General features: G+C 65.1%; 18 protein-coding genes. 13 read left to right on the plus strand and 5 right to left on the minus strand.

Going from position 1 to position 14,928, the window contains the following annotated elements; translation table 11 throughout:
- Window positions 1–196: 196 nt before the first annotated feature.
- Entirely contained in the window at window positions 197–1,216 is a 1,020-nt protein-coding gene (locus tag F7R19_RS17150; protein WP_061956989.1) for a sigma-54 interaction domain-containing protein, read from the minus strand.
- Window positions 1,217–1,532: 316 nt separating this feature from the next.
- On the opposite strand from F7R19_RS17150, the gene F7R19_RS17155 reads away from it, so the two are divergent.
- From F7R19_RS17155 to F7R19_RS17175, 5 genes are all read left to right on the plus strand, one after another.
- A complete protein-coding gene (locus F7R19_RS17155) occupies window positions 1,533–2,936 on the plus strand; it encodes a sigma-54-dependent transcriptional regulator (protein ID WP_061956988.1) in 1,404 nt (467 codons plus the stop codon).
- 142 nt (window positions 2,937–3,078) lie between these two features.
- The gene (locus F7R19_RS17160) at window positions 3,079–3,915 is read left to right on the plus strand and encodes a sensor histidine kinase (protein ID WP_223506205.1); all 837 of its coding nucleotides are present in this window, start codon (window positions 3,079–3,081) and stop codon (window positions 3,913–3,915) included.
- 317 nt (window positions 3,916–4,232) lie between these two features.
- Window positions 4,233–4,535 (plus strand): hypothetical protein, encoded by a 303-nt coding sequence (locus F7R19_RS17165; RefSeq protein WP_223506203.1) that lies wholly within the window; start codon window positions 4,233–4,235, stop codon window positions 4,533–4,535.
- 135 nt (window positions 4,536–4,670) lie between these two features.
- Complete coding sequence (locus F7R19_RS17170) at window positions 4,671–5,258, plus strand: hypothetical protein (RefSeq protein WP_061956987.1); 588 nt, start codon at window positions 4,671–4,673, stop codon at window positions 5,256–5,258.
- A gap of 38 nt (window positions 5,259–5,296) precedes the next feature.
- Complete coding sequence (locus tag F7R19_RS17175; RefSeq protein ID WP_061956986.1) at window positions 5,297–5,764, plus strand: PRC-barrel domain-containing protein; 468 nt, start codon at window positions 5,297–5,299, stop codon at window positions 5,762–5,764.
- Between the two features lie 102 nt (window positions 5,765–5,866).
- Here the strand turns inward: F7R19_RS17175 and F7R19_RS17180 are convergent, their stop codons facing one another.
- The gene (locus tag F7R19_RS17180; RefSeq protein ID WP_150981390.1) at window positions 5,867–6,223 is read right to left on the minus strand and encodes a BON domain-containing protein; all 357 of its coding nucleotides are present in this window, start codon (window positions 6,221–6,223) and stop codon (window positions 5,867–5,869) included.
- 231 nt (window positions 6,224–6,454) lie between these two features.
- Here F7R19_RS17180 and F7R19_RS17185 point away from each other — a divergent pair, with 231 nt between their 5' ends.
- From F7R19_RS17185 to F7R19_RS17205, 5 genes are all read left to right on the plus strand, one after another.
- Window positions 6,455–6,979 carry a low affinity iron permease family protein gene (locus F7R19_RS17185; protein WP_061956984.1) on the plus strand — a complete coding sequence of 175 codons (525 nt, stop codon included), beginning with the start codon at window positions 6,455–6,457 and terminating at the stop codon, window positions 6,977–6,979.
- A 96-nt stretch (window positions 6,980–7,075) separates the two neighbouring features.
- A complete protein-coding gene (locus F7R19_RS17190) occupies window positions 7,076–8,266 on the plus strand; it encodes a DUF3182 family protein (RefSeq protein WP_150981391.1) in 1,191 nt (396 codons plus the stop codon).
- A complete protein-coding gene (locus F7R19_RS17195; RefSeq protein ID WP_061956982.1) occupies window positions 8,253–9,158 on the plus strand; it encodes an alpha/beta hydrolase family protein in 906 nt (301 codons plus the stop codon). The genes F7R19_RS17190 and F7R19_RS17195 overlap by 14 nt, the downstream gene beginning before the upstream one ends.
- A 123-nt stretch (window positions 9,159–9,281) precedes the next feature.
- Window positions 9,282–10,367 carry a DNA topoisomerase IB gene (locus tag F7R19_RS17200; protein WP_150981392.1) on the plus strand — a complete coding sequence of 362 codons (1,086 nt, stop codon included), beginning with the start codon at window positions 9,282–9,284 and terminating at the stop codon, window positions 10,365–10,367.
- 385 nt (window positions 10,368–10,752) lie between these two features.
- On the plus strand, window positions 10,753–11,145 hold the full coding sequence (locus F7R19_RS17205; RefSeq protein ID WP_150981393.1) for a hypothetical protein: 393 nt from the start codon (window positions 10,753–10,755) through the stop codon (window positions 11,143–11,145).
- A gap of 21 nt (window positions 11,146–11,166) precedes the next feature.
- On the opposite strand, the gene F7R19_RS17210 is transcribed toward F7R19_RS17205, so the two are convergent.
- Complete coding sequence (locus tag F7R19_RS17210; RefSeq protein WP_150981394.1) at window positions 11,167–11,823, minus strand: ParB-like protein; 657 nt, start codon at window positions 11,821–11,823, stop codon at window positions 11,167–11,169.
- Window positions 11,824–12,054: 231 nt separating this feature from the next.
- Between F7R19_RS17210 and F7R19_RS17215 the strand changes: the two genes are divergently transcribed.
- From F7R19_RS17215 to F7R19_RS17225, 3 genes are read left to right on the plus strand one after another with little or no spacing between them, the layout of a single operon-like run.
- Entirely contained in the window at window positions 12,055–12,912 is an 858-nt protein-coding gene (locus tag F7R19_RS17215) for an SDR family oxidoreductase (protein WP_150981395.1), read from the plus strand.
- Window positions 12,913–12,957: 45 nt separating this feature from the next.
- Complete coding sequence (locus tag F7R19_RS17220; protein WP_061956979.1) at window positions 12,958–13,446, plus strand: hypothetical protein; 489 nt, start codon at window positions 12,958–12,960, stop codon at window positions 13,444–13,446.
- 48 nt (window positions 13,447–13,494) lie between these two features.
- Complete coding sequence (locus F7R19_RS17225; protein WP_223506201.1) at window positions 13,495–14,103, plus strand: ParB-like protein; 609 nt, start codon at window positions 13,495–13,497, stop codon at window positions 14,101–14,103.
- Between the two features lie 131 nt (window positions 14,104–14,234).
- Here F7R19_RS17225 and F7R19_RS17230 read toward each other — a convergent pair whose 3' ends face one another.
- Both F7R19_RS17230 and F7R19_RS17235 read right to left on the minus strand, forming a co-directional pair.
- The gene (locus F7R19_RS17230; RefSeq protein ID WP_061957022.1) at window positions 14,235–14,423 is read right to left on the minus strand and encodes a DUF3008 family protein; all 189 of its coding nucleotides are present in this window, start codon (window positions 14,421–14,423) and stop codon (window positions 14,235–14,237) included.
- A gap of 113 nt (window positions 14,424–14,536) precedes the next feature.
- Window positions 14,537–14,695, minus strand: coding sequence for a DUF3309 family protein (locus F7R19_RS17235; protein ID WP_150981397.1), 159 nt, complete (start codon window positions 14,693–14,695; stop codon window positions 14,537–14,539).
- Window positions 14,696–14,928 lie beyond the last annotated feature (233 nt).

Below are 14,928 nucleotides of genomic sequence, written 5' to 3' on the forward strand. Positions count from 1 at the left end.
AACCGGACCAGGAAGGCGGACCTGTCAGGGTTGTAAAAATTGCGTGCGTGGCGCCCTGTTCAGGGTAGGAATGGCGTGTGCGTCGGGCGCTCCACATCCTCCGTTCGGGTGACGTGATGCGTCGATGCGCAGGCGACCGACTGTGCGAAATGGAAGATGGCGGGCAAAAAAAACGCCGGGAGACCCCGGCGCGCCATCAGCTCGTGCGGTACACGTCGAGCCGGTTATAGAGCGTCTTCAGGCTGACGCCGAGCGCCTTGGCGGCCTGGCGTTTGTCGCCGTCGAAGCGGGCCAGCGTGGCCAGGATAATCTCGCGCTGGGTATCGGCCAGTGTGGTGCCGACGCGCACGCTGACCACGCCGTCCACCGTGGTGGGCCGGGGCGGCTGGCTGGACATGCCGGGGTTGCCGATTTCCACCTGACGATCGGCCAGGATGTACGCGCGATAGATCGTGTTCTTCAGTTCGCGGACGTTACCGGGCCAGTCGTAGCGCGTCAGGCGTTCCAGCGATCCGGGCGCGAAGGTCTTGTCGGTCTGCTCCATGGCGTTGAATTCATCGAGAAAATGGCGCGCCAAGACGGTGATGTCCTCGACGCGTTCGCGCAGCGGCGGAATATGGAGCGGAAACACCGCCAGCCGATAGAGCAGGTCTTCGCGCAGTTGGCCGCCGCGCACGGCTTCCATCGGGTCGCGGTTGGTGGCGGCCAGGATGCGCACGTCGCTCACCAGCGGCGTATCGCCACCGACACGATGGAACGAGCGGCTTTCCAGTACGCGCAGCAGCTTGATCTGCATCTCCACCGGCATCTCGGTGACTTCATCGAGGAACAGCGTGCCGCCCTGCGCCTGTTCGAAGTAGCCGGCTTTCTGGTCGAGCGCGCCGGTGAAGCCGCCTTTTTCGTGCCCGAACAGTTCCGATTCGATCAGCGTCGGGGCAATCGCGCCGCAGTTGACCGCCACGAACGGGCCGTTGCGGCGATTGCTGCGGTCGTGTACGGCCCGCGCCACCACCTCCTTGCCAGTGCCTGATTCCCCCACCGCCAGCATGGTGACGTCGGTCACGGCGACGCGGTTGAGCTGGGCGATGAGGCGTTGCATGGCTGGCGACGTGCTGTCCCAGAGCGGCGAAACCTGGGCCGGGGCGGCACGGCGCCCCGGCGTGCGGGCCGGGGGCGGGACGGAGCGTCCGGAAGGGAGCGTGGCAGTGGTTGACACGGATTTGTCTGGCGCGCCGCCCTGTCCCGCCGGGGGCACATATGCCGCGATGGGGGGTGCGAGCGCTTCATGATGGTGAAGATGCCTATCATGCTATCCGCTCGAGCGCCCAGTGGCTACCGCCCGAGGACGCGTCGCGGCATGATCCCACAGGCGTGTAAGACAGACACTGGCATATCGGCCAGTGTGCAATCATTACACTTCAGCCTAAACCGGCGCGCGAGGCGGCAGTCTCCAACCGTGCGCCTAACTATCATTCCACCGCTTCGGCCATGACATCCCGACGCTGGTCAGACGACGTTCCCTACTTGCGCCTATGCCCCACATCCTGATCGTCGACGACGATGAAAACGCCTGCGCGGCGCTGGAGGAAATCGTTGCGATCGAAGGTTTTTCCTCCGCCTCTGCCGGCAATCTGCGCGAAGCGCGGCTGCAACTGGGATGGCGCATGCCCGACGCCATCCTGGCGGACTTGCGTCTGCCGGACGGCAGCGGCATGGAGTTGTTTGACGAGGTGGGATCGGCCGGCGTCGAGGTCATCCTGACCACGGGTTATGCCAGCGTCGAGTCCGCGGTGGAAGCGCTGCGGCTGGGCGCCACCGACTATCTGGTCAAGCCGATCAACGTCACGCGCCTGCAGACCGTGCTCAAGCGCATCGCCACCACGAGCGAGCTGCGCGCGGAAATTCATTCGCTGCGCGGCGAGTTGCGGCGCTACGGCCGCTTCGGCCGGCTGCTGGGCAGCTCCGAGGCCATGCAGGCGGTCTATGACCAGCTCAGCAAGGTTGGGCCGACCGAAGCCACCGTGCTGCTGATCGGCGAGAGCGGGACCGGCAAGGAACTGGCCGCGCAGACCGTGCACGAGTTGTCGGCGCGCCGGCGTCAGCCGTTCCTTGCGGTCAACTGCGGCGCGATCTCGCCCACGCTGATCGAAACCGAAATGTTCGGTCACGAGCGCGGCAGCTTTACCGGCGCCGACCGCCAGCACAAGGGCTACTTCGAACGCGCCGACGGCGGCACGCTGTTTCTCGACGAAATCACCGAGATGCCGCTCGAATTGCAGGTCAAGCTGCTGCGCGTGCTGGAAAACGGCACGTTCATGCGCGTGGGCACCAACCGCGAGCAGCATGCCGACGTGCGCGTGCTGGCGGCCACCAACCGCAATCCGGAGGAAGCGGTGGCCGAAGGCAAGCTGCGCGCCGACCTCTATCACCGGCTCAATGTGTTCCCGATCGAACTACCGCCGCTGCGCGCGCGCGGCGACGACGTGGTGCAGATCGCCAACACCATGCTCGAACAATTGAACGCGGAACAAGGCACGCAGCGACGCTTCTCGTCCACCGTGCTGGAAAGCCTGCGCATGCACGCCTGGCCCGGCAACGTGCGCGAGCTGCGCAACTTCGTGCAGCGCGCCTACATCATGGCCGACCAGGATGTGATCACCGAGGTACAGATCCCACTGCAGGTGGCCGCCGCGCCCACCAGCGGCACGGCTATGGTGTCGGTGCCGGTGGGCATGTCGCTGGCCGAGGCTGACCGCCAGCTGATCTTCGCCACGCTGGAGCAATGCGCCGGCGTGAAGAAGCATGCGGCGGAAATTCTGGGTATCAGTTTGAAAACTTTGTACAACCGGCTGGAGGATTATGCGGCCAAGGGCGAACTGCCCGAATGGCTGCGCACGTCGCGCAACGGTGACGCCAGCCCTCCGGCGGCCTCATAAGCGCGCGTGAGCCGCGGTCCCGCGAGGCGATTCGCCACGGCATGGGCCGATCGCGCAGCAACGCGCCCGCCGGGGCGCACGATTCTTGCGTGCAAGGTGCCATTGCAATTTCCCAAGTGCAGATCAATGGTTGAGCAGCGACATGGCTGACGCCCCCAGAAACCCTTCCAGTGATGCACGCGATGCATCGAGCGCGCTACCGCAGTCCCACGATGTCTGTGATCCCTGCGATGCGCCGTTGCCCGTGCACAGCATCAACGAGGTAACGGCCCTGATGGAGCAGGCTTCTCATGACCTGCGCTCGTCGCTGAATGCGATCCAGAGCTGGAGCTACGTACTCGATCGCTCGATCGATGCGATGGCCGGCCCCGCGCAGCGCGCGCTGGCAGGTATGCGCTCGGGCATGCAGCAGCAGCTGGCACTGATCGAGGAAATGGAAGAAGGCGTGCGCCTGCTGGCGGATGAACGCACCCCGGCGTGGGAAGAAGCCGATCTGCGCGTGGTGGCCGAACAGGCGATTGCCGATAAGCGGCCCGCAGCCGAGGCGCGAGGCGTGATGTTGACCGATCTGGATTGCCGTAGCCCGCAAGGGCGCGATTTTCTGGTGCAGGGCGATTCGCTGCGCATGGCGCCGCTGCTCCGGCACCTGCTGGTGCACTGCATCTGGCGCGCTGCCGCGGGCGGATCGGTCAGCGTGCACCTTACCGCGGAAGACGACTACGTCAAGTTCCGGATTACCGAGAGCCCGCCGGTCGAAAAAACGCGCGGCGCCAGCCGCCTGGCGGCGCTGAGCGATTTCTTCGCGCGCCGCATCCCGCCCGATGGCGGTCATTCGCCGCGCCAGAGCACCGCGCTGCTGCTGACGCGCCGCATGGTCGAACTGCAGGGCGCGCAACTGACCGCGGAAAACGAAGCGTGCGACACCGATAGCGTGACGATCTGCATCGCCGTCCGTTTCCCGCGCAAGCATTCCGCCTAAGCCCAGTCTTCGCTTCCACCTCATGTGCTGCGGCAGTTTTTACCGCCGTGCGCACAAAGTGCAGCGCCTTGTGCGCTGCAACGTCTCTCATGCGCCGCGTCGCGCGCCTTTCCTGTCGTGCCGCTATCGTCATAGTACCGCCTCGATAACGCCGCCATAACGCGGCTGGCCGTCGCCGCGGGGCGGATCTGGCCCGCGTCGCGTTGCGCACGCCTCGGCGCGCGCGTGCGCTGGCCCGGCACTTGCATCGTATGCACACGGAGCCCCGCCAACAGGGGATCCCAACTCGATATGCGATATGCAACTGGAGAGACGCCATGGCACGAGAATCGAAGGGATCGCACAAGCCGTCCGCCAAGCCTTCGACGCAGGCATCGGACAAATCCACGCACGGCAAATCCGATAAGCCGGCCCGCACATATCAGGCCGCTGTCGACGAATCGTTGGACATGACGTTCCCGGCCAGCGATCCGATTTCGCCGGGTGCTGCAGTGCACGCGGAAAAGCAGACCCAGACCAAGCGCGACGACGTCGACTGGAAACTCAAGAAGGGCAGCGAACACCAGCCGACCGGCGAAAAGGCCGCGGCGCACCGCAAGGGCGCCACCGACAAGCGCTGAAGCGCGCGAAGGCGCAGCGCGCCGCGAGATGTCGCGCCAGTTGGCGCCGGCGAGCCGAGCGATTGAAATTCCGAAGCGCCGGCTTGTGCGCCTGGACACCATTGCATTGCAACATGCCTTGAACGGAGCCTCAGGATGTCTACGATCATCGCAGGACGATTCGATACGTTTGCCCGGGCCGAGACGACCGCAACGCGTTTGATGGCCAAGGGCGTCAAGCAGGACGATCTGAACATGTTCTATGTGAATCCGGCCGGCCAGCACGCGGCATATCCGATCGGCGGCGACCACGCGGCCGACCCGGCTGCGCGAAAATCCGGCAAGGGCGCTGGCCGTGGAGCGTTGATCGGCGCGGTTATCGGCGCGGGTATCGGCATCTGCCTCGCGGCGGCGGTGCGCGCCTGGTATGGCGCGAACCTGCAGCCGTGGGTGCTGGTACTGGTGGTGGCATTTGCGACCGGGCTCGGCGCGTATGGCGGGTCGCTGGTTGGCGCGCTGTCGCTGACCAGCCAGCGTAGCGGCCGCATGCGTCACGCGGGCGTTTTGCTGGCCGCGCATGTCAGTCCCGATAACACCACGCTGGTCGCCAACGAACTGCGACAGAACGGCGCGCAGGACGTGGAGCGCGCTGAGGGCCAATGGCGCAACGGACGCTGGGAAGATTTCGATCCCCTGGCCGCGCCGGTGCCTGTGGGCCGCACCAGCGCGAGCGAGCGCGCGTGATCGATTCCCTTTTTATTTTTCACCCAGAGGAGCTGCTCATGAAGCCCGTTGAACCACAAGTACCCCCGCCGCCCGGCGGCCCGGTGCGCGGCGCCGCGATCATCGGCGATGTCGATCAAACAGGAGCCGGCTGCGGCCCGTTTGTGATGGCCTCCGATACGCTCGAGGGAAACAAGGTCGTCGATCCGTCGGGCGAGGAAATCGGCACGATCGACCACATCATGCTTGACGTGCTTGGCGGTCGCATCGCGTATGCGGTGCTGGCGATGGGCGGCTTTCTGGGCATCGGCGAGCGCCTGCATGCGTTGCCCTGGTCCGCCCTGACGCTCGACACGCGCCGCAAATGCTTCGTGCTCGGCGTCGAAAAAGAGCGGATCAAGGCCGCTCCTGGTTTCGACAAGGAGCACTGGCCCACCATGGCGAATTCGCAATGGGCCACCAGCATTCACGAGTACTACGGTATCTCGCCTTACTGGGAAAAGGATCGCTACGATCCCTGGGCTTGAACGCCAGTATTGTCACCACCCGGCTCGGGCGGATGCGAGCCGGGCAAGAATCCGCCGCCTCGCGTTACTGCGCATGCGAGGCGGCTTTCGTTTCTGGATCCGTTATACCTTGTGGTTGACCTGGCCCGGCGGCTTGTTGGAAGGGTCGGCGCGCATGCCGGTGGCTTCCGGCGGCTGTCCCATCGGTTCCTGGGGCGGCGGTACGCGCGTGGTCAACTGGTTTGACACGCCCAGGATGCCGGGCGGGGTGGACGCGGCCTTTTCGATGCGCTGCGCGATGTCTATATCTTCCACGCGGCCGGTGATCGTTACGCGCCGATCCACCACGTGCACGGCCACGCCGTCCGGCATGTCGCCGCCGCACGCTTCGGCGATGCACGTGCCGACGCGCTCGCGCAGTTGTTCGTCTTCGTCGTCGTTGTGAAGCCGCTCGGGCGATGCGTTTGCAGTCTGCGTCATGGTGGTTCCTTTCCTGTCGGACAAGAGATGGACGCGGCCAGCTTCTTGCCGCGCACGCACACCGGTGAGACGCAATCGTCATGCCCACGCGGAGCGCCCAGGTTCACGTCGAGGTTTGTAGAAACGACGTGTCACGGTGCCGGATGACATCCTTGTAGGACGCCACCGACTGAAACTGCATGAGGGCGCTCCCTACAATGTAGTCAGTCCTGCTTCGCATGGGAGCGATTCATGCCACAGCCAACCAATCGCCGCATTCTGCATTTATTCGATCGCTTTGCCGGCTCCGCCACGCGGCAGGCGGGCTCGCCGGTGGCGTTCGTGCTGGCCGTGCTCGTGGTGGTGATATGGGCCGTCACCGGGCCGATGTTCAAGTTCTCGGAGACATGGCAACTGGTGATCAACACGGGCACCACCATCATTACCTTCCTGATGGTGTTCCTGATCCAGCAGAGCCAGAACAAGGACGCCCTTGCCGTGCACCTGAAGCTCAACGAGTTGCTGGCGTCGCATCGCGAGGCCAGCAACCATCTGGTCTCGATCGAGGACCTCGACGAGGAAGAACTACGCCAGCTCGTGGCGTTCTACCGGCAGCTCGCGAAGCTTGCAGACGAGGAGGGCGGCGTGAAATGCAGCCACTCGATCGACGAGGCCAATCTGAATCACCGCGACAAGCGGCAGGCGCAGCTATCGCGCCACGGACGCCACCATCCAGCGGTCCAGCAGGAAACGGGAGAGGCGTCCGCCGCGGCTTGAGCGCATCGGCGCAATCGGGCCGATGCGTGCGCGCGGTCCTTCCGTACACCGTACAACCCATGGCGTAGAAAGCGGCCTGGCCGCACAGGAGCCCACATGGCGACCCACGCGACTCCCCAATCGGCCTCGGCCGCGGCGATCGACATCGACGCTGCGCCCGATCCCGTCAGCCGCGACGTTCGGGTGGTGGCCTACGGCCGCGCCGATTGTGACGATCCGCGCAGCCACCAGGGCGCCACGCTCGCCGGCATCGCGCAGCGCGTGGCGCGGCTGGCCGGCTTCACCTATGCGGGTAGTTATGACGCCGCAACGCACCGCACCGCCGACGGGAAGCTTTACTTCGTGCCCGAGCAAACGCTGATCGGTCTCGATCACGCGCGGCAGCTTGGCATCACAAGCCTGCAGAATCTGTTTGGCGGCGTAGTGCCGCACGCCTTCATCGGCACCAAGGCGATCTCGCATGGGCTCGTGTCTCCCGACGCGCAGGCGCCGGAAGGGTGGAGCGAGGCGTTTGCCGCGCATGTGCGCGACCACGTCCTGCCCGGATTCACGGCGTTCTCGCTCGACGATGCGCGTCGCGCCGGGCAACGCATGCTGAGCGATGGCGCGGTGCGGGTCAAGGAGCCGTGCGGGATCGGCGGGCTGGGACAGCAGGTGGTGCGCAACGCCGCCGAGCTTGACGCGGCGCTGGCCGGCCTGGACGCCGATCGCGTGGTCCGGGAAGGGCTCGTGCTCGAACGCAATCTTGACGACGTGGTGACGTACAGCGTGGGGCAGGTGGAAATTGGCGATCTTCGCGCAAGCTACTGCGGCACGCAAACGCTGACGCCCAACAATGCCGGTCAGGAAGTCTATGGCGGCTCCACGCTGCGCATGGTGCGCGGCGGGCTGGAGGATCTGTTGGCTCACCCGGTGGAAGCGCATTTGCGCGATGCGGTGCGCGCGGCCATCGCCTATCACGCGGCGGCTGTCGCGTGCTTTCCCGGCGTGTTGGTATCGCGCTGCAACTACGACGTGGCGCTGGGCCGGCACGGCGCGCAGGCCTGCCTCGGTGTGCTGGAGCAGTCGTGGCGCGTGGGCGGCGCGACCGGCGCGGAACTGGCGGCGCTGGCCGCCTTTCAGGCCGATCCGCAATGCGTGCGCGCCACCGCCAGCACGCGAGAAATCTACGGAGCTGACGTCACCGTGCCGGCGGGCGCGGACGTCTATTTTCAGGGAGAAGACCGCAGTGTCGGTGCACTGACCAAGTACGCAATTCTGGAGTCCGTTTCCAATGGCCACACATGAAGAATCGATAAAGATCCATACCGATGGCGGCGTCATCGCCGGGACAGTGATCTCGCCCGCCACCAAGTTACCCGGCGTGCTGTTCGTGCACGGCTGGGGCGGCAGTCAGCAGCAATATCTGGCACGCGCCCGTGAAGTGGCGGGGTTGGGCGCGGTGTGCATGACGTTCGACCTGACTGGCCATGCCGGCACGGCCGCGCAATACGAGACCGTCAGCCGCATGCGCAATCTCGCCGATGTGCTGGCCGCCTACGACATGCTGGTGCGGCACCCCGAGGTCGACCGCAACGCCATCGCGGTGGTGGGCAGCAGCTACGGCGGATATCTGGCAGCGGTGTTGTGCGAACTGCGCTCAGTACGATGGCTGGCGTTTCGCGCACCCGCGCTCTACATGGACAGCGGGTGGGAATCGCCCAAGCGCCAGCTGCATCGCGACCAGGATCTGGTGGCGTATCGGCGCAAGGTGGTGGCGGCCGAGAGCAATCGGGCGCTGCGCGCCTGTACCAACTTCAAGGGCGACGTACTTGTAGTGGAATCCCAGCACGACAACATCGTGCCGCACACGGCGGTGCTCAGTTACGTCGATGCGTGCATCCAGGCCAGTTCTATCACCTACCGCGTGCTCAAGGGCGCCGACCACGGCCTGTCGTCCGAAGACAGCCAGCGCGCCTACACCAAGCTATTGCTGCGCTGGCTGCGCGAAATGGTGACCGAGGCGCGTACCGGCCCCGCGGTGCCAAGCCGGCCGTCGAAGCCGTCCAGCGCGACATCGGCGCCCCATCACGACGATGGCCTGTCCACTGTGCCCGACGAGCCGGCACAGGCGGTGACGGCGGGCGACGACGACAACGATCCGCAGGTCATTGCCGCCCAGCCGCGGCGGAGCGCTTGAGGGTCGAGGGGACGCCGCTTGCAAGACTTGCACGATTGGCGCGCGGCTGGCGTGTAAAAACTGCCATGTCCCACAGCGATCACATGTTCGGCGGATGGCATGGCTTGTGCAGATCGTTGCCATATGAGCTCCGCCAATCCTGCCACTCCCCAACCTGACGATGACACAGCCGCCACGGCGGCGGCGCTGAAACGCGTGGGTTTGCGCCACGTCGACGACAGCGAGCCCGGCATTAAGCGGCGCCGCAGCGGGTCCGGTTTTGCCTATGTGGGCCCGGACGGCAAGCGTGTCGACGAGGCTACGCTCGCCCGCATCAACGCGTTGGCCATCCCGCCCGCCTACGAGTCGGTCTGGGTGTGTTGCGATCCGTCCGGTCATTTGCAGGCGACAGGGCGCGATGCGCGCGGCCGCAAGCAGTACATCTATCACCCGGACTGGGCCGTACTGCGCGATGCCAACAAGTACACGCGCCTGATGGCGTTCGGCAGGGCCTTGCCAAGGTTGCGCGGACGCGTGACGCGCGATCTGGCGCGCAACGGTATGCCGCGTGAAAAGGTGCTTGCCGCAGTGGTGGCGTTGCTCGACGCCACGCTGGTAAGGGTGGGTACGCCGCGCTACGCCGAGCAGAATCGTACCTACGGTCTCACCACGCTCCATCGCAAGCACGTTGTGGTGCGGGGCAGTCGGCTGCGCTTCCAGTTCACCGGAAAGAGCGGCGTGACGCACGATGTGTCCGTCAACGATGCGCGGCTGGCGCGCGTGGTGCGCAACTGCGCGGAACTGCCCGGACAGCGGCTGTTCAAGTACAAGGATGGCGAGGGCGACGTCCGCGAGATCGGATCGGTCGACGTCAACGCCTATCTGCACGAAGTGATGGGCGGCGATTTCACGGCCAAGGATTTCCGCACGTGGGCAGGCAGCGTGCACGCGCTGGCGCTGTTGCGCAAGACGGCGGCCGACAGCGAAACCGCACGCAAGAAGGCCGTGGTGGAAGTCATTCGCGAAGTTGCACGGCGGCTGCGAAATACGATGGCGGTCTGCCGCAAATGCTACGTGCATCCCGATGTGCTGACGGCGTTCATGGCCGATACTTTGCAAGCCTTACCGGCACCGCGTTCCGCAATTCGCCTGCGCGCCGACGAAGCGAGATTGCTGGCCTTGCTGGAAAGTACCCAGGCGCCCGCGGCCGCGGCTCGCAAGGCAGCTTGATCGCGTGTAAAGCGGGCGGATGCATGGGAATGTGGTGCGACCATGCACGGGCTTCTCATCGCTTTCTCATCGCTTGTTCACCGCATTTACCCGGCACGCCTATTGCATCGATACGTGCATCACAACAACATCCAGCACGTAGCAAGCGAGGCCCAAGGTGGAACAAGTCATTACGCGGAGCACGCAGGCCAATGGCAGCGGCGCGGCAACCGCCCGAACAGCGCAAACAGCCAAGACAATACAAACAGCACGACAAGAGCGATCGGAAGAATCAGCCGCGCACGCATCGCTTTGCGCTACGCATGCGCCGACGATTCTGCCCGATGTCGTCCTCCCTCATCCCCATCCCAATGCGCGGCATATTCGCGCGGCGCGGCTTGCGACGGTGGCCCGCGCCAAGGGCAGCAGCGCGCGTGCCCTGCGTGGCGCCGATATGCGGCAGGCGCGCGTGCTGATGCAGGCGTTGTGCGAGATGCGTCTGGAATTGCGCAGCCCCGATCAGGCATGGCTCGCAGCGACGCTGGATACGCGCCACACCACGACCATGGCGATGTGGCGCAATCGCGATCGAGCCGTTTTCCTGCAGCCCGAGATCGAGCGCGGCATCGAGGAAAGACTGCACGCGGGCTTTCGTCATGCGCGCAGTGGCAGCACGCACGAAGCCGCCAACGAATTCAAGCGCGCGTATTTTCTGCTGTGCTGCGCGCTGACGCACGCACGCGATATGGCGCGCCGCAACGCCGCCGCATCGGACGCCGCCGCGCGTTCTGAAGGCTGAGGCCGCCGAAAAACGCGGGGGCTAGCGGCGTGCCGGCTTGCAGGGACCGATATATCCCGGCAGTTCGCGCGCGGCCGGGCTCATCGCTAGCCTGACCCCACGCGCGAGCGCAGTCGCGAAGCTGTGATGGCTGTCGAGTGGGCCGTCGATGTGCTTGCGGAAAAAGTCGGCCCAGCGGAAATCCGGATACGCGGCCTTGACCTTGCGATAGCCGCCGGCCAACTGCACAAACGCTTCGAGACTGCGGTACGGGTCGTCGCGCATACCGTGGATATCGCCGGGAAGCTCTTTCAACGGCCGGCGCTTGCCGTGTTCGTCATAGGGATGAACCATGTGCGTGTCGATCATGTGCTTCCAGAACTTGCGTGGCGAAAGATGGCTCAGGTCTGCCCGCACGATCGCAGGCACCATCACGATCCCCATCTCGTGCCACGCACGCACCCAGTGGTGGTGATCGACCACATACAACGTCTGTTCGGGACCGAGCACTACATGAATCCGGTGCTTGTCCAGAAAGCCCGGCAATTCCGCATGCGACAGGCGCCGCGTGACGTGGATTTTCTGCGCGACGTGATAGCCGCCCACCGTGATCTGGGTGGGGCGCAGATGATCGACTGGAACCATCAGTCGGGCACCTTCCCTGAGCAGGCGTACTGGTTCCTTCCGCTTGGTGGTCATCGGCCGTCGTGTGCGAGTGGACGATGTGCTGCAGGCAGCAAGGTTCGTGCCGTGCCGCCGATGCGCGCGCAGGCCATGCGCGCATGTGGCGCCGGGAAAGCTTGCCATCGTTTGTAACCCTTACCCGTGCGGTGGCACGCCGCGACGCTGCGCGCCGCGCACAGCCGTGCGGCATGGAAATTGCGCCATGCGCTGGCAGATCGGTTATCCGTTATTCAATGGGAGCGCTCGATGTCCACGCCACAGAAAGTACCGCCCCAGCACCAGGCGCGCGAGCCGGGGCTGGAAAGCGAGATGACGCCACGGCCGGACAGCGGCGCCGACGACTATGTCGGCAGCGGCCGGCTAAAAGGCAAGGTGGCGCTGATCACCGGCGGCGACAGCGGCATCGGCCGCGCGATTGCCGTCGCCTTCGCGCGCGAGGGCGCAGACGTCGCCTTTTCATATCTCGACGAACATGAGGATGCCCAGGAGACCGAGCGACTGATCACTGAGTCGGGACAGCGCGCGCTGGCGATGGCGGGCGATATTGCCGATGTCGCCCACGCCGACAAGATCGTGGCTGACACCATTGCCCGGTTTGGCCGCCTCGACATCCTGGTCAACAATGCCGCCGAGCAGCACCCGCGCGAATCGCTCGAAGAGGTCTCGCCGGGGCAAGTCGAGGCCACGTTCCGGACCAACGTGTTCGCAATGTTTCATGTGACTCGTGCCGCGTTGCCGCAATTGCAGAAGGGTGCGGCGATCCTCAATACGACGTCGGTGACGGCCTACCGCGGTAGCGCTCATCTGCTCGACTATTCAGCCAGCAAGGGCGCCATCGTCGCCTTTACGCGGTCGCTGGCGCTGCAGGTGGTCAAGCGCGGTATTCGCGTCAACGGCGTGGCGCCGGGACCTATCTGGACGCCTTTGATCCCGTCGACATTCAGCGCGGAGGAAGTGGCCGAGTTCGGGACCAAGACGCCGATGGGACGCCCCGGTCAACCGTTCGAAGTGGCCGCAGGCTACGTGTTTCTGGCATCCGACGCGGCGAGCTACATCACCGGTCAGGTCCTTCACATCAACGGTGGCGAAGTGGTCAATGCCTAGGTCCGCATGGCAGATTGGATTCCGCCATCAACATGGAGAGCGAGCATGTCATCGATTGTCGCAGGACGTTTCAACTCGATTCCCGAAGCCGAACAGATCGCGCAGAAGCTCTATGCACGCGGCTTTTCGGTGTGGGATGTATCGATCATGTCGGTCAATCCCGGCGGTGCGCGCCCGCCCGGCGTTTTGCTCGCGGCACGGGCCAAGGGCGAGCGCCGCGACGAAGCGCTAGACGTCCTGCGCGAGGGCGGCGCATGCGACATCGAGCGCGCCAGCGGCAAGTGGGACGGGGGCCAGTGGGTCGACTTTGATCCGCACCAGCCGCCGACCTTGGTGGACGACGTCGCGGGCGAGTGCTGGCCCGCGCCGTCTGCCGCCGCGACGCAGTCATCGCACCGCGGCGCGGACGATGCCCGGCGCGACCACGCCGGCCCGGTCGCCGCGGAGGCGGTTGCGGAACAGAGCACAGGCAACGAGGATCCCGGCAGCGAGCTCGAGCATTACGTCGATCGCCAAGTGGCCAGCCATAACTGATCGTGATGCGGCATCGTGCCGTGATGCGGCGCCGCATGGAGGATGTCGATGGAATTGCATGCCATGGCCGATCTCGATACCCTGCGTCCCACGCAATTGACGCTGGGGCTGTATCAGGTGCGGCAAAAGATGGATGTCTCCGCCAGACCGCGCGAGCCCGAGGCGCTCAAGCGGTTCCTGAGCGAGCACCGCATCAAGACCATCGTCGGCCCCGGCGGGGCGCTGTTTATCGCCGACCATCACCACTGGACCCGCGCGTGGCTGGAGCTGGGATGGCGGCGCGCGCCGGTGGTCATACTCGACGATTTGAGCGGCCTGCCGCCTGGCAAGTTCTGGAAGCGCATGCGTAAACTGGGACACGTGCATCCCTATGACGAGCACGGCAAGCTGCTCGATACGGCCGCGTTGCCGTCCACAGTGATGGGCATGCGTGACGATCCATACCGCAGCCTGGCGGCGTTCACGCGCATGGCGGGGGCGTACCGCAAACCGGGCAATGCCTATGGCGACTTTCGCTGGGCGGGGTTTTTTCGGCGTCATGTCGAGGAGGACATGAAGAGCATCGCGGGATTTGCCCGCGCGATGACGGTGGCAATTCCACTGGCGCGCAGTAGCAAGGCGCGGCGACTGCCGGGTTTCATTGGGCGCTGCGATTAGACGGGTGTGAGCGTTGGACGCCGGTAGTCGACGTCGATAGGCGCTGGGCGCGCGCCGATACGCATGCCAATAAAAACCAAGCCCCTCGTCCGCATGACGCAGACGAGGGGCTTAGGAGCGATAAGGCGCGCTTAGCTCTTGGACTTGTGCATCGGCTTGCCCTTTTGCTTGGTGGAAGCCATTTTTTCAAGCTCGCTCTTACTCATCGATTTGGCCATCGACTTCGATGCGCCCTTGAGAGAACCGGCGGTGCGCTCGCCACGTTTGGCTGAAAGCGCGGCTCCGGCCGCCATTTGCTGTGCCTTCGATTTGGCTGGCATGTCGATCTCCTTCGATGCGAGGTTCAGAAGAATCGTCGCGGCGTCGCGATTCGCGCCGCAACGGGCAAATGCGGTTTGCAACGGCTGTCACCTCTGGCCGCCTTTATCCGCGCCTATATCCGGCCCAACACCACCAGAATCACAACGATGACGACGACCAGCCCGAGACCGCCGCTGGGTCCGTAGCCCCAACCGGAGCTGTACGGCCACGTCGGTAGTGCGCCGATCAGCAGCAGGATAAGAATGATCAAGAGGATGGTTCCAATGGCCATGTCGTGCTCCTTTGTTGTGGTGCGGGCGGCGCGGCGGCATTTGGTGCCCCGCGCTGCGCTGTCCCGGTGATTACAGGTTAGAACAGCGCCGACCATCCCCAAGGCAGGCAGGGGCTGAATTCACTGTAGGAATATGACGACACTTCGGCGCCGCGAGTGGGCGCGTTTGTCGGCGCACCGGCGCGCAACGGGGTGCGCGCGGCTGGCGGCGTGGGTGGCGTGTGCGATGCGGC

This window comes from Cupriavidus pauculus (assembly GCF_008801835.1).
Lineage (GTDB): Bacteria > Pseudomonadota > Gammaproteobacteria > Burkholderiales > Burkholderiaceae > Cupriavidus > Cupriavidus pauculus.

What these genes read in the sequence shown, in the direction of transcription:
- F7R19_RS17155 (WP_061956988.1), top strand. Translation starts at nt 1,533, where the DNA reads ATGCCCCACATCCTGATCGTCGACGACGATGAAAACGCCTGCGCGGCG.
- F7R19_RS17160 (WP_223506205.1), top strand. Translation starts at nt 3,079, where the DNA reads ATGGCTGACGCCCCCAGAAACCCTTCCAGTGATGCACGCGATGCATCG.
- F7R19_RS17165 (WP_223506203.1), top strand. Translation starts at nt 4,233, where the DNA reads ATGGCACGAGAATCGAAGGGATCGCACAAGCCGTCCGCCAAGCCTTCG.
- F7R19_RS17170 (WP_061956987.1), top strand. Translation starts at nt 4,671, where the DNA reads ATGTCTACGATCATCGCAGGACGATTCGATACGTTTGCCCGGGCCGAG.
- F7R19_RS17175 (WP_061956986.1), top strand. Translation starts at nt 5,297, where the DNA reads ATGAAGCCCGTTGAACCACAAGTACCCCCGCCGCCCGGCGGCCCGGTG.
- F7R19_RS17180 (WP_150981390.1), bottom strand. Translation starts at nt 6,223, where the DNA reads ATGACGCAGACTGCAAACGCATCGCCCGAGCGGCTTCACAACGACGAC.
- F7R19_RS17185 (WP_061956984.1), top strand. Translation starts at nt 6,455, where the DNA reads ATGCCACAGCCAACCAATCGCCGCATTCTGCATTTATTCGATCGCTTT.
- F7R19_RS17190 (WP_150981391.1), top strand. Translation starts at nt 7,076, where the DNA reads ATGGCGACCCACGCGACTCCCCAATCGGCCTCGGCCGCGGCGATCGAC.
- F7R19_RS17195 (WP_061956982.1), top strand. Translation starts at nt 8,253, where the DNA reads ATGGCCACACATGAAGAATCGATAAAGATCCATACCGATGGCGGCGTC.
- F7R19_RS17200 (WP_150981392.1), top strand. Translation starts at nt 9,282, where the DNA reads ATGAGCTCCGCCAATCCTGCCACTCCCCAACCTGACGATGACACAGCC.
- F7R19_RS17210 (WP_150981394.1), bottom strand. Translation starts at nt 11,823, where the DNA reads ATGACCACCAAGCGGAAGGAACCAGTACGCCTGCTCAGGGAAGGTGCC.
- F7R19_RS17215 (WP_150981395.1), top strand. Translation starts at nt 12,055, where the DNA reads ATGTCCACGCCACAGAAAGTACCGCCCCAGCACCAGGCGCGCGAGCCG.
- F7R19_RS17220 (WP_061956979.1), top strand. Translation starts at nt 12,958, where the DNA reads ATGTCATCGATTGTCGCAGGACGTTTCAACTCGATTCCCGAAGCCGAA.
- F7R19_RS17225 (WP_223506201.1), top strand. Translation starts at nt 13,495, where the DNA reads ATGGAATTGCATGCCATGGCCGATCTCGATACCCTGCGTCCCACGCAA.
- F7R19_RS17230 (WP_061957022.1), bottom strand. Translation starts at nt 14,423, where the DNA reads ATGCCAGCCAAATCGAAGGCACAGCAAATGGCGGCCGGAGCCGCGCTT.
- F7R19_RS17235 (WP_150981397.1), bottom strand. Translation starts at nt 14,695, where the DNA reads ATGGCCATTGGAACCATCCTCTTGATCATTCTTATCCTGCTGCTGATC.